The sequence below is a fragment of the Altererythrobacter chaiwopuensis genome, from assembly GCF_054957735.1.
The window spans coordinates 221,917-235,158 of record NZ_JBTXJF010000001.1; the positions used below are offsets into that span (position 1 = coordinate 221,917).

Sequence of the window (13,242 nt, forward strand, 5' to 3'; positions counted from 1 at the left end):
TACCTAGGAATTTTTCCGCGTCACTCAACGCCTGAAGGTAAAAAGCTTTGCTGCGCGGTCTGGAAGGCCTTTTTGTGTAACCTAATAAGCGATTGGGGCAACTCGAATATTTCTGGTGTCTGGGTATAGAGTACCGCCGCGCGGATTTCGCGCTCGGGATATATCTTGCCCAAGGCGGTGACATAGGCGGCCATTTGCCTCAGCGTGCTTTCGGGAATTTCTTCGAGCAAGGTGGGCGGGCGTCGCGCAGTCTTGAAATCGACCACGGTCACACGCTCCTGCGTCACTAGCAACCGGTCGACTGTACCGGCCACCACTTGCCCCTCCACCACCGCGGCGAGAGGAACCTCGGCCAGAGAACCAGGCCCGAACACGTCCGCAAAACCGGATTGGCCCAGCACCTCAAGCGCGCGATGAGCGATCTCCTGCCGATCCGCCTGATCCAGCTCGCGTGCCTGCCTCGCCAGCCAGCTCAGCGCAGCATCGGCTCGCTCGCCAGGTTCAACCATCGGCAATCGTTCCAGCAGGCTATGTATCAGCAATCCGCGGCGCGCTGCTTCGCGAGCAATTTCTGGTGGAAGCGGCGGATTACTGCCCTGCTCCTCACCAGCCGAACTCGGTGCGAGCGGGCGCGGCGGGCGTGGTTCGGGTCCGATCGGCTGATGCAGCCACGCAGGTTCCTCGACCTGCACCTCCGCCTGGGTGTCTGGTCGCGCCTCTACTTCCCGTGCGCGCTCGCCCCATTCACGGCGCGCGCCCCACAGGTCGTCTTCCAGCGCATCCTCTCCGAACAGCGGGGCGAGCCTGGCATACCAGCTATCCGCCGGCGGCCCGTTCTTCGCCTTCGGACCAAGCGAGCCGCCTATGAAGAGTGCCTCTTCCGCGCGTGTCATTGCGACATAGAGCAGCCGCCAATGCTCCTGAAGCTCGGTTGCCTTGGCGGCTTCATAGGCTGCCGCAATTCGCCCGGCCTGTTGCTCCTTGCTGACAGCAGGCAATGGCACTTTTCGTACCAGATCGTTGCCATGACCTGGCACTTCTTCCGCCAGGGACAGATCACGCATCCGGCCTGGCTCACTGGTCGCATCTGCGAGTATCACGATCGGCGCCTGGAGGCCCTTGGAGCCGTGCACGGTCATTACCCGCACAAGATCGGGGGCATCGTCCGGATCGCGCTTGAGTTCGCCCTCGCCCGCATCGAACCACTGGATGAAGCCTGCCAGGCTCGGTGTATGCACACCCTCATAGGCGAAAGCCGCGTTGAGCAATTCATCGATCGGGTCATTGGCTTCGAGACCCAGCCGGGCAACCAGCCGCGCGCGGCCTTGCCACGGCCCGACCAGCACCCATTGCAGAAGCGCCTGGGGCGTTTGGAAATCGGCCAGCGCCAGCAATTCGCGCAATTTGGCAACCGTCGCCTGCACCAATGGCGCAGCGTGATTGCGCAGATGGTGCCACAGGTGCTGCTGCTTCTCGCGCGGGACAAAAGCCAGCAAATCATCCTGCGTCCAGCCGATCAACGGCGAGGAGAGCAGGTTCGCCAGTTCGAGATCGTCGAGCGGTTGAGCGGCAAACCGCAGCGCCGACATCAAATCCTTCACCACCAGCGGCTCGCCCAGGCGCAAGCGGTCAACACCTGCTACCGGCACTCCGCACGCATGGAGCCGCGCCACGATCAGCCCGGCAAGATCCTTGCGGCTGCGAACGAGGATCATGATGTCGCCCGGGCGAGCGTTGCGGTGCTCGCCCTTCTTAAGCGAGAAAGGTTCTACGCCTTGAGTCCAGCGGGCTACCTGCCGAGCGATCTTTTCAGCCATCTGCCGATCATGCTTGGCCAGCCAGCTTTCCTTGCCTTCGCTTTCCGGCTCGCCATCGTCTTCCCCGCGCTGGTCATGGACCGGGTTCCACAGTGTTACGAGGCCGGGACGCGGCTGCCCCACATGCGGATGATGGTCATCGCTAAGGCCCAGTTCCGAAGGTCCGATAGCCTCGATCGCATGGTCGACGAATTCGAGTACCGGAATCGCCGTCCGGAAAGACTGCCCAAGGTCGAGATCCCGCAAGTTCCGGCGCACGCGGTTCACGCGCACAACCTGCGCGTTCTCTTCCGCAGCTTGCATCGCCGCCTGCACCCGCTCCTTCGCCTTGCGGAAATTCTCAGGGCTGGTCCCCTGAAAGCCGAAGATCGCCTGCTTGTAGTCGCCCACGGTAAAAATGGTGCGGATCTTGTCGCCGGATGCGCCTTCGCCCGAAAAGAAATCGTCGATCAGCGCGTCGATGATGCGCCATTGCGCTTCATTGGTATCCTGTGCCTCGTCGACGAGTATATGGTCGAACTGGCGATCGAGCTTGTAGCGGATCCAGTCACCTGCAACCTGCTCCTTGAGTAATCGCGCGGCGCGCTCGATGAGATCGTCGAAATCGAGCAGCCCTTCGCGGGTTTTGGCCACGTCCCATCGCAGCGCAAATGCCCGCCCAAGTTCGAGCGCAGGAGCGAGGAAACCGGCGAGTTCAAGCAAGTTCTTTCGCTCTGCATGCAACCGGATCGCTTCGGCGATTTCCTCTTGCCTCGATATAAAAGAAGGGTCTGCCTCGCTTGGCTTCTTCATCGAGCGTGGCGTGCCGTCCTTCTTCAGGATGGTTTCGCTGAAACGGCTTACGTGTCCTGTGCGTTCAGTGGATTCAATGCGCAACCACTCGCGGATAAATTCGGCTGCTTCCGCCCCGGTCTTCGCCTTCCATCCGTCGAGCGCCGGAAGCATGGCTTGAAGCTGATGATCGGGGAAAACCTCGGGTGACAAGATCTCATCGACCCAATCCTGATCCGCGTCACTCGGAATTCCCAGCAATTGCCGCACCTGGGGAGCCATCGGCGGTTGCCAGGCTCGTCGCCCTTCCCACAGCTCGCGCGCGCTGGCGCAGCGCATCAGCCATGCCTGCAGCGCGTCCGCGCCCTTGGCGATGGTAAAACTCTCGACCGCTTCAAGCGTGGCAGAGTCACGAGCCTGCTCTGCCTCGACCAGCATGTCTCCCAGAACCTGGCGCGAAAGCAGATGCCGCTCGCGGTCCTCGATCGGCCGCATACCGGGAAGCAACCCGGCTTCGTTCGGGAAATTCGCCAGCAACCATTGCGAGAATGCGTGGATCGTATCGATCCTGAGGCCGCCGCCCGGGCAATCGAGTACGCTGGCAAACAGGGTGCGCGCGCGGGCGCGGGTTTCGGGATCGTTAGGCGCGCCGAGATGGATCATCTCCTTGCCAAGTGTCGCCTCGTCGATCCGGACCCAGCGGGCAAGCACATCGTTGATGCGGTTCGCCATTTCCGCCGCACCCGCCTTGGTGAAAGTGAGGCACAGAATCTGCTCCGGAAGCACATCGGGGCGCAGCAACAGGCGCAGCACCCGCGCCGAGAGCACCTGCGTCTTGCCCGTCCCCGCCGAGGCGGACAGCCACACGCTCTGTTCGGGATCGACGGCGGCCCGCTGGTTGCCGTGGAGCGGATGGACGATGCCGCTGCTCATGGCTCGCCCCCTTCATCGGCGTCGGCCAAGCGGATCTGCCATTCCTCAAGCCGCATCAGCTGGTCATAGTCATGGTAGCCGGGATAATCTGGGTTTAGCCGTGCGGTGAAGGGATCAGCACCCTTGATGAATTTGGTGATGGCTTCGCGCAGGAACTGCTCATGCCTGGGCAGAAACTCTTCGGGAACCAGACCTTTTTGCTTCCTTCCGGTTTTGAGAGGCTCATCCCAATAGCCAAAGCCTCCATCGTCATTCTTCGCCAGCGACCAGTATTCAAATCGGGATGCGTCGCCTGAAAGCCCCTTGAAATCCCCCTCGCGCGCGATCAGGCCAAGCGTGCCGAGTTGCAGCGCAAACCCCTTTTCAACCTGGGCAGCAGAGGGCGGCTTGCCGGTCTTGTAATCCACGATCGCCAGCGTTCCGTCAGCCAGCCGGTCGATCCGGTCAGCCCGGCCATAGACTTTCACACCGTCGAACAGCATCTCGCCCTTCCGCTCGACGGCAATCAGCTTGCGGTCAGTCTGCACGGCAATTTCGTCCGCCACCCAGGCCAGCCCCTGGCGGATGCGCGGGCGCCAAAGCCCCCACATCAAAGGATGGATATTCGCCTCGCGCAGCAGATCATCGGCCACTTGCAGGATATCGGCATCTTCGCCCTTGAGCCGCGCCTCGTGCCACCTCTGCAGGATCGCATGGACCTGTGTTCCCTGCCACGCGAAGTCGCGGCCTGGATCGGCGTCAAGCGGGTCAAGCTTGCGCAGCGCCAGGATTTCCTGCGCGTAGAACTGATAGGGATCGCCCAGCAACCGGTCGAGCCCGGTGACCTTGATCGGCACGTCGCGCAGCCTCGCATCGGGGCGCGGTTCGGGCCGGGGATAGGGCTCGGTTGGTGGCACCTGCCTGTCAATCAGCGCGGCAAGCGCCGGAATCTCGCGCTCCCGGTGATCCTTCGCGCCCTCGCCCAGCAGCGCCTGCACCCTCAGCAGGAAGCGCGAAGGGATGGTCGGCCCGTCCATGTCGCGGATCGCCCGCGTCAGCACCACTTCAGGCGCACCCAGCGCGCTGGCCAGGTCGTGGGCCGCCAGTCCGATGCGAAATTCAGGTCCCGGCATGCCCAGCGCACGCAGGATTGCCGGTGCCAGTAGTGGCTCGGGCGACGGCGTCTGCGGCCATGTCCCTTCATTGAGCCCGCCACAGATCACCAGGTCCGCCCTTGTCATGCGCGATTCGAGCAGGCCATAGATCGCCACCCGTGGATGCCCGCCATAGGGCGGCCGCACCGCGACCTGCGCCATCGCATCGCGCAATATGGCATGCAGTTCGATGGGATCGACAACTGTGCCTGCCTCGCGCGAGTGCAGGCGCAGTTCCTCAACCAGCCGCGCCAGTGCGCGGCCATCCTCCTGCGCCCACAGGCCCTCGCCCGCCAGTTCTTCACCAACGCCCGCCAGCGCATCGAGCGCGTCGGCGAGCGACATTTCGCTTCCTGGAAGCACCCTGAGCGGCTCAATCAGGGATTCGACGCCTTGCCACCATGTTTCGACGCCAGCCTCGCGCGCGATCACCCGCAATGCCTCAAGCCCCGGCGCGGGGCGCGGCCCGCGCAGCTCGCGTTCGAATGCACGGAGAGCCTCAAGCCACAGCCGTCGACCCTCGCCCCGGCGAACCAGCGGGTGCGCCAGCGCGGCGATCAATTGCACTGGTGCCGGTCCCTCGCTCATCAGCTCAGCCAATTGCAGCAGCAACCGCCCGGCGGCCGTCAGTGAGAGCGGCCGTCCCGCGCTATCGTCTGCCGCGATATTCCAGCGCGCAAGGTGCTGAACCACGCGGCGAGCCAGTGCCCGATCGGGCGTGACCAAGGCAATCCGCTTTTCCGGCACTTCGAGCGCCGCACGGATCATCAGCGCGATTGCCTGCGCTTCTTCCTCACTGGTCGCAGCGGTAAGAATGCGCACTCCAGCAAGGTGTCGTTTCGACGCATCCAGCCCGGCCCAGACCTTGCTTGCCTCGGGCGGGAGAAAGATCGAGGAAATCGCATGGCTGCGCTCTGGCGGGGCGGCGCCGATACCCTTGCGATGCCAAGGGCGCACTTCGCCGCGCGCCACGCCCATGCGGTTGAGCAGCAGCTTCAGATGGTATTGCGGATGGGTGGCCGCCTCATTGCGGGTGAAGGCGGCTTCTCCCGGCTCAGGTGCATGACCCGCGCGCCCCAGCTCATCCCAGGTCGTATCGTCCATCGTCAGGTCAAAGTCGGGCAGGATCACTGCGCCCTGCGGCGTCTCCGCAATTACCCGCAGCAAGCGTGCTAGCGCAGGCGATGCGCTGGTGATGCCCCCCGCCACAATCGGCGTTGCGGGAGAATTTGCGCGCCAGCGCCGCGCCGCGTGATCAAATAAAAGGTTTCGCCGGGTCGCCAGGTCAACCTCTCCGCGATCGGCCAGCCGCGCTTGCCAGTGCGCCTGCACCACTGCGAACAGCCGCGTGCTGTCCTGCCAGTGCCGCGCAAGTTCCTTGCTCGCTCCAACCACCTGCTCGCTGAGCAATTGCTCGAAAGTGATTTCCTCCGCCAGCAACCGGTCCATCGTTCCGCCCAGCTCGCGGGCTAATCGAAGCAGTCCGGCACTGCCTGGCACCTGTTTCGTTTCAACCGCCATCGCTTCGCGCAGGATCGCCGCCAGTTCGAACCAGCGGCGCGTGGGATCGGCTGCTGGCGGGATATCCTCAGCCCCGAGAGGGTCGAGCGCTGCACCAAGCGCCTCGTCAAGCTCGACATCGCCCACCATCACCATGCGCGGCATCAGCAGGCCTTGCACGCCGATCTCGCCCGCATGACGAATGAACGCTTCGCTGACGCTGCGCGCCGCACGGCTCGAAGGAAGCAACAAGGTCAGCCGGGCAAGGCCCACGTCACTCTCTGCATAGCGCGGTACCAGTCCGGCAACCAGCGCATCGGCAAAACCGCGATGCGCGGCAATTGAGAATACGTCAGGCTTGCCCCGCTCACCCACGCCCGAGCGCTTCCTCGGTCGGCGCAATCGCCTCAGGCGTACCTACTTCGTACCATTGGCCGGTGAAGGACGTGCCATACAGCCGCCCTTCCTCTATTGCCCGGTTCCACAGGGTATTTGTCGAAAATGGCCCCTCCGGCGCGTCGCGCAGCAATCGGTGCGAAACCAGCTGGATGCCGGTGAAGATGAAGGGCGCTATGCGGCCCGGTGCACGGCGCCTGAGCTGCCCGATCTGGTCCATATCGAAATCGCCGGGACCGCTGAAGTTCATTGCCCGCGCATGCGGCACCACCAGCAGCAACGCATCCATTTCGGCTGGATCCCAGCGCGCAGACAATTCGTGGAAGGCGTTGCGTGGCCCGTCGAGCCAGATATTGTCAGCATTAAGCGAGAAAAACGGATCGGGCAGGTCAGGCATTGCTTTCAGCATCCCGCCGCCGGTTTCGAGCAGCAGGCTGCGTTCATCCGAAATACTGATCGCTGGCGCGGCACGTTCACGCAAATGCGCCTCCAGCGCATCAGCAAGGTAATGCACATTGACGATGGCGCGAACGATCCCCGCTTCGTGCAGCCGGTCGAGAGTATGGTCGATCAAGGGTTTGCCAGCCACGCGTACCATCGGCTTGGGCCGGCTCGCGGTCAGCGGCCGCATACGTTTGCCCAGCCCGGCAGCGAGCACCATCGCCGTATCGCTCGCCAAGGCGGTCATGCGATCTTTCCGCCGCCGTGCTTACGCAATTCTGCAGGAATATTCGCGTCGAACCAGCGGGCGACCGGCTCCAGCGCATCATGCGCAAGATCGCGCTCCATCAGCGCCCAGACGCGCGGGATCAGATCCAGATAGCGCGGCTTTCCGTCACGTTTATACAGTCGCGCAAAGATACCGACGATCTTGGCGTTGCGCTGTGCGCCTAGCCGCGCATAGTCGGCCTCAAAATCAGGCCCTGCATCAATGACCGCAAGATAGCGATCGAGCATTGCCCGCTCAAGCTCTGGTGCCACGTCGCGCCGCGCGTCCTGCAGCAACGAGACGAGATCATAAGCAGGATGCCCCACCAACGCGTCCTGAAAATCAATCAGGCCTTGCGCCCCACCCTCGCGAGGATCACCCAGCAGCATGATATTCTCGGCGTGATAATCACGCAGCACTGTCACGCCCGGCTGCTGCCGCGCAAGCAAGGGCTGGGTCACCGCCTCCCATGCTCGCCGGTAGCCGGCAACATCAACCTCGATTCCCACAGCAGGGCAATACCACTCTGTGAAAAGCGCGGCTTCGCGGGCATAGGCCGCCATGTCGTATGGCAGGAACGGCCCCGGCGGCTGGCGGTGCAACTCTACCAAAGCATCAATCGCGCCTTCATAGGACGCCATTTCACCCGAAGGATTGGCATCGATCCAGTCACGCATGCGGTCATTGCCAAAATCTTCCAGCAGCACCCAGCCACTCGCCACATCCGCGGCGTAGATCTCTGGCGCCCGCGCATTATGTGCAGCGAGGTAGGCAGCGACGTCGAGAAAGGGCTGTGGGTCTTCATGCGGCGGCGGAGCATGCATCAGCATGGCGCCTTCATCGCCCTTGCGAATGCGGAAGTAGCGCCGGAACGAAGCATCGCCGGGGATCGGATCGATATGCGAATTGCCCCACCCGGCAACGCCAAGAAAGGCTTCAATTCCAGCTGGAAGTTCACTCATGGCAAGCGCTCTAGCCAATCGGTACCCGGCTCGACAATTGCCCGCCGTCCCTGCCCCACAGTTTCAAGTGTGATTTCGAGACAAGCCGGTTCGTGGCCAAACCCGCCGGCATGTGCTGGCCATTCCGCGATGAGTGCAGCGCCTTCGCGATATTCGTCGAGCCCCAGCTCACGCAGCTCGGCCGGGTCCTCAAGGCGATAGAAATCGGCGTGCACCACCGGCAACCGTAGCGGAGGCGCTGCATAGGTTTCGATGATCGTGAAAGTGGGTGATGGCACCTCGCCCGAGTGCCCCAGCGCCTTGAGGATAGCACGCGCCAACGTTGTCTTGCCGGCGCCCAGATCGCCCTCGAGTGCGACCACATCTCCGGCCCGCAACCTTGCGCCAATCCGCGCTCCAAACGCCTCCATCGCAGCAAGGTCGGGAAGATCGACTGTCACGGCAGCAAGATCATCGCCGTGGTACCCTGCCCCTTTCGGCTTTCCAAACTAAGTGTGCCACCATGCGCCTCGACCAGCTGCCGGGCGAGCGGAATGCCGAGGCCTTGACGCCGCTCCACCTTGCCATCGGGCAACACCCGCAAGCCTTCCTGCAGCCGCTCAAGCTCTTGAACAGTCATGCCCGGCCCATTGTCAGATACCACGATCCTGGCGCCTTCCCTTGTGCGCGCAATGTCAACCAGGATCTTCCCGCCCTTGCCCGTCGCCGCAATCGCATTGTCGAGCAGCTGGCCGATCGCTCGGCCCAGCTGGCGCCTGTCGCCCTCTATCGCGCCACCCGGATTTCCGCGCAAGTCCAGCGAAAGGCCCGCAGCCGAAATCGCCTGTTCGCGTTCACGCACAATCTCAGTCACATAAGGCAGCAGTTCAAGCCGCTCCTTAGAGATCGGTAGCAATCCCGCCTCGCTCTGCGACAGGTCGAGCACGTTCTCAACCTGTTCAGTCAGCCTTGCAACCGACGCCAGAATAGCTTCGACATACTCCTTCATCTGGTCGTTCACCGGCCCGGCGGCGCCGCTCTGAATCAGTTCGGCAAATCCGCCGATCGAAGTCAACGGGGTGCGGAATTCATACGACATGTTGGCTAGGAAACGCGTCTTTACAGCATCGGCTTCTTCCAGCGCCTGGTTGCGTTCGCGCAGCGCGGTTTCCGCCATTTGCGAATCTGTAATATCGAGCACGGTCAGCAATCCATTGCCATCGGGCAATGGCACCCCGGCAAATTCGAGCGTCCGCCCGTCAGCCAGTTCGACCCGCCCGCCCTTTTCGCGCCGATCGAGCGTGGCTGCGCGCACGATCTCGCCAATCGCCTTGACCTGTCTTGGCCGTGCAAGATTGGGCGCAATTGCTGCCAGCAACTCATCTGCGGAAGGGTGATTGTCGAGAAGCTCCGGCTCAAGTCCCCAAGTTCCGGCGAAACTGCGATTCCACACTTGCAGTGAGCCATCAGGCGCAAAGACAGCTAGCGCTTCGAACAGGCTGTCGAGCATCGCGGTGCGGGTACGCAGCAGCGTATCGCGCGTGGCCGAGAGCGCGAGCTGCTCGGTGCGGTCTTCTGCGAACAGTACCAGCCCACCGTCGGGCATCGGCTGGGCGACGATCCGCAAATGTTGCCCGCCCGGCAACGGCCAGGCCTCTTCCTGGGCCTCGCGCGCACCGAACCATTCGACATGTTCGCGCCGCCACGCCGGAAAATCGCGCACCTCGGGTGTGCGGCGTTTCTCTCTCGCGTCACTGAGGAAGCGATCGAATGGTATGGCCTCACCAACGATGCCAAACGGCAGATCGAACAGGCGCAGGAAAGGGCGATTGGCAAAAACCAGCTCGCGCGCGGCATCAAACTGCGCCACGCCAGATGAAAGCTGGTCCAGCATCGCGCGCTGCGCTTGGCGAAAGGCGCGAAATTCGCGTGCCTGTTGCTCCATTTCCTCAATGTCGATGGCATAGCCGGCAATACCTTCCTCGCCGATCGGCAGGTCACTCACCCGCAGGCTGCGCCTTTCGCCATGAATCGTTGCCGGAACCGTGCGCTCGCGTATCTCGCCCTGCTCCGCCGCAAGCCGTGCAATGTCGCCCGCAGACTGACCCTGCTCGGGTTCAAGCAATTCGATCTGCTTGCCAACCACTTCATCGGCGCTTTGTGCGCCGACCGCTTCGACATAGGCGCGATTGACCAGCCGCAGACGCAAATCGCGCCCGCGGAACCACATCGGAATTGGTGCGGCTTCGATCAGCCCAACCAGCGCGGTAAAGTCACCTTGGGCCTGAGCCGCTTCTTCGCGCAGGCGCGCCAGCTCACCCTCGCTTTCGCTGAAATCGAAGATCCAGACTAATGCCGCGCCGCCGGGCGCCACACGCGGATCGGCCAGCGTCCCGCGAAAGGCGAAGCTGCGCCCGGTTCCTGCCAGGCTGGCCGATAGCCGAAACGGTGCTGCCGCCTTTTGCGTACGCTGAACAGCTTCGGAAAGCTGCTCGAGTTGGGCGGGATCAAGTCCAAATCCGTCAGCACCGCAAAGTTCGCTGAGATATTGTGGTGCCCCCTCCAGCCCAAGCCAGCCTGCCAGCCGATCATGCACTTCGATACGTCCGTCGGCACGCACCAGCATCGGAATGGCGGGCGCTTCGTCGAGCATTCCGTTAACCCGCGCAAGCGAACGCCGCATTGTTTCGTAACGGCGCAATCGCTGGGCCGTACGCAGCATGATCAGCGCCGCCGCAACCGTCCATGCGGCGAGCAGCAATCCAATCAATGCCATAGCGGTGGACGAAAACTCCATCCCATTCAGCTATGCGCGGCGCGGGCCGGATGCAACGCCCCAGACAAGGAAAAGCCCCCGCAAAGCGAGGGCTTTCCGTATTAATCCGATGAATTGATGGCTCAGTAGCGGTAATGATCGGGCTTGAACGGCCCCTCCACCGGTACGCCGATATAATCAGCCTGCTTCTGGCTAAGCTGAGTTAGCCGTACGCCTAGCTTTTCAAGATGCAGCGCGGCGACCTTTTCATCGAGATGCTTGGGCAGCACGTAAACATCGTTCTGGTATTCATCCGACTTGGTGAACAGCTCGATCTGCGCCAACGTCTGGTTGGTGAAACTGCTACTCATCACAAAGCTGGGATGGCCGGTGGCGCAGCCCAGGTTCACCAGCCGACCCTTGGCCAATACCAGGATCGACTTTCCATCGGGGAAGGTAACCTTGTCGGTACCTTCCTTGATCTGCTTCCACTCATAATTGTCGAGCGCTGAAATCTGGATTTCGCTGTCAAAGTGGCCGATGTTGCACACGATGGCCATGTTCTTCATCGCCTTCATGTGTTCGCCGGTGATAACGTCTTCATTGCCAGTGGCGGTAACGAAGATATCGGCACGCCTGGCCGCTTCCTCCATCGAAACAACCTCATAGCCATCCATCGCCGCCTGCAATGCGCAGATCGGGTCGATTTCGGTCACCATAACGCGCGCGCCACCATCGCGTAGCGAAGCGGCCGAGCCTTTGCCGACATCGCCATAGCCGGCCACGCAGGCAACCTTGCCAGCCAGCATGACGTCGGTCGCGCGGCGGATGGCATCGACCAGCGATTCCTTGCAGCCATACAGATTGTCGAACTTCGATTTGGTGACGCTGTCATTCACATTGATCGCCGGGAACGGCAGTTTGCCCTGCTTGGCGATCTGGTAAAGCCGCATCACGCCCGTGGTGGTTTCTTCCGACACGCCCTTGATGCTCTTGACCGACTTGGTGAGATAGCCCGGCTTTGCCTTGATAAAGGCCTTGAGCGCGCGCTGGAATTCGATCTCCTCGGCGTTGGCCGGATCGGGCATGGTTTCCCCCGCCTCCAGCCGCGCGCCCCACAGCGCAAACATGGTGGCATCGCCGCCATCATCCAGGATCATGTTGGCAGTAAGATCCGGATCGTCAGCAGTCGACCAGTCGAAAATCCTGCCGACATAGTCCCAGTAATCGGTCAGGCTCTCACCCTTGATAGCGAACACAGGAATGCCCTGTTCCGCGATCGCGGCCGCCGCGTGATCCTGAGTCGAGAAAATGTTGCAGGTGGCCCAGCGCACCTCGGCACCCAAGGCGATCAGGGTTTCGATGAGCACCGCGGTCTGGATTGTCATGTGCAGCGAACCGGTAATCCGAGCACCTTTAAGCGGCTGCGCTGTGCCATATTCCTCACGCAGGGCCATCAGGCCCGGCATTTCGGTTTCGGCAATCGTGATTTCGTCCCGGCCAAATTCAGCGAGCGAAATATCCTTGATGATGTAGTCCTGGGCAAGCTTAGCCACGAAAAACTCCTGAAAATGCAAAGCGCGGCGAAGGGCAGCGCTCATGAAACTTACAAGGCCGTGCCTCTAGCGAAGCGACCCGTTCGAAGCAAATATAAAAGAATCTTTATATGCTTGATTGTTGCGGAGTGGTTCCAAGCGCCTATATCGAGCGCAGAAGAACGGGAACACGAAAGGATATTACGCAATGGCAATTTCGGTTGGTGACAAACTTCCTGAAGTAACCCTGGTCAAGGCTACCGAAAGCGGGCCGGAACAGGTTTCGTCAAACGAGTATTTCGCCGGAAAGAAAGTGGCGCTGTTTTCAGTTCCTGGCGCTTTCACGCCCACCTGCTCCGCGCGCCACCTGCCGGGCTATGTCGACAAGGCGGCGGAACTCAAGGCCAAGGGTGTTGACGAGATCGCCTGCACGGCGGTCAACGATGCTTTCGTGATGGGGGCATGGAACAAGGCCGCCGGCAGCGCAGACATCACCATGCTGGCAGACGGCAATGGCGACTTTGCCGAAGCCGTGGGCCTGACGATGGACGGTTCGGGTTTTGGCCTGGGCAAGCGCGGGCAGCGCTATTCGATGGTGGTCGATAATGGCGTGGTTACCGAGCTCAATGTCGAGGCGCCCGGCGATTTCTCGGTGTCGAGCGCTGAGCATATGCTCGGCCAACTCTAGGCCGTAAACTTCAACCAGCAATGCGAAAGGGCGCCCGGCGAGAGAACGGGCGCCCTTTCTTGTC

8 protein-coding genes are annotated in these 13,242 nt (G+C 62.0%); 1 reads left to right on the forward strand and 7 read right to left on the reverse strand.

Annotated features, from left to right (window positions below):
• Nucleotides 1-20 precede the first annotated feature (20 nt).
• The 7 genes from addA to ahcY all read right to left on the reverse strand — a co-directional run bounded on the left by addA (nt 21) and on the right by ahcY (nt 12,511).
• Nucleotides 21-3,521 (reverse strand): double-strand break repair helicase AddA, encoded by a 3,501-nt coding sequence (addA, locus tag ACX3VQ_RS01095; protein ID WP_462579107.1) that lies wholly within the window; start codon nt 3,519-3,521, stop codon nt 21-23.
• Nucleotides 3,518-6,529: a double-strand break repair protein AddB gene (gene addB / locus ACX3VQ_RS01100; protein WP_462579108.1), complete on the reverse strand. Its 3,012-nt coding sequence runs from the start codon at nt 6,527-6,529 to the stop codon at nt 3,518-3,520. Before addB ends, addA begins: the two co-directional genes overlap by 4 nt.
• On the reverse strand, nt 6,522-7,238 hold the full coding sequence (locus ACX3VQ_RS01105; RefSeq protein ID WP_462579109.1) for a nucleotidyltransferase family protein: 717 nt from the start codon (nt 7,236-7,238) through the stop codon (nt 6,522-6,524). Before ACX3VQ_RS01105 ends, addB begins: the two co-directional genes overlap by 8 nt.
• Nucleotides 7,235-8,221 (reverse strand): aminoglycoside phosphotransferase family protein, encoded by a 987-nt coding sequence (locus tag ACX3VQ_RS01110; protein ID WP_462579110.1) that lies wholly within the window; start codon nt 8,219-8,221, stop codon nt 7,235-7,237. Before ACX3VQ_RS01110 ends, ACX3VQ_RS01105 begins: the two co-directional genes overlap by 4 nt.
• Complete coding sequence (gene tsaE, locus ACX3VQ_RS01115; protein ID WP_462579112.1) at nt 8,218-8,661, reverse strand: tRNA (adenosine(37)-N6)-threonylcarbamoyltransferase complex ATPase subunit type 1 TsaE; 444 nt, start codon at nt 8,659-8,661, stop codon at nt 8,218-8,220. The genes ACX3VQ_RS01110 and tsaE overlap by 4 nt, the downstream gene beginning before the upstream one ends.
• Nucleotides 8,658-10,997: a PAS domain-containing sensor histidine kinase gene (locus ACX3VQ_RS01120; protein WP_462579113.1), complete on the reverse strand. Its 2,340-nt coding sequence runs from the start codon at nt 10,995-10,997 to the stop codon at nt 8,658-8,660. Before ACX3VQ_RS01120 ends, tsaE begins: the two co-directional genes overlap by 4 nt.
• Nucleotides 10,998-11,098: 101 nt before the next feature.
• The gene (ahcY, locus tag ACX3VQ_RS01125; protein WP_462579114.1) at nt 11,099-12,511 is read right to left on the reverse strand and encodes an adenosylhomocysteinase; all 1,413 of its coding nucleotides are present in this window, start codon (nt 12,509-12,511) and stop codon (nt 11,099-11,101) included.
• A 187-nt stretch (nt 12,512-12,698) separates the two neighbouring features.
• Between ahcY and ACX3VQ_RS01130 the strand changes: the two genes are divergently transcribed.
• Nucleotides 12,699-13,178: a redoxin family protein gene (locus ACX3VQ_RS01130; protein ID WP_462571999.1), complete on the forward strand. Its 480-nt coding sequence runs from the start codon at nt 12,699-12,701 to the stop codon at nt 13,176-13,178.
• The last annotated feature ends 64 nt before the right edge of the window (nt 13,179-13,242 follow it).

Bases quoted from the DNA above. Each gene is read 5' to 3' on its own strand.
- ACX3VQ_RS01110 (WP_462579110.1), bottom strand. From the start codon at position 8,221: ATGAGTGAACTTCCAGCTGGAATTGAAGCCTTTCTTGGCGTTGCCGGG.
- ACX3VQ_RS01120 (WP_462579113.1), bottom strand. From the start codon at position 10,997: ATGGAGTTTTCGTCCACCGCTATGGCATTGATTGGATTGCTGCTCGCC.
- ACX3VQ_RS01105 (WP_462579109.1), bottom strand. From the start codon at position 7,238: ATGACCGCCTTGGCGAGCGATACGGCGATGGTGCTCGCTGCCGGGCTG.
- ACX3VQ_RS01130 (WP_462571999.1), top strand. From the start codon at position 12,699: ATGGCAATTTCGGTTGGTGACAAACTTCCTGAAGTAACCCTGGTCAAG.
- addA (WP_462579107.1), bottom strand. From the start codon at position 3,521: ATGAGCAGCGGCATCGTCCATCCGCTCCACGGCAACCAGCGGGCCGCC.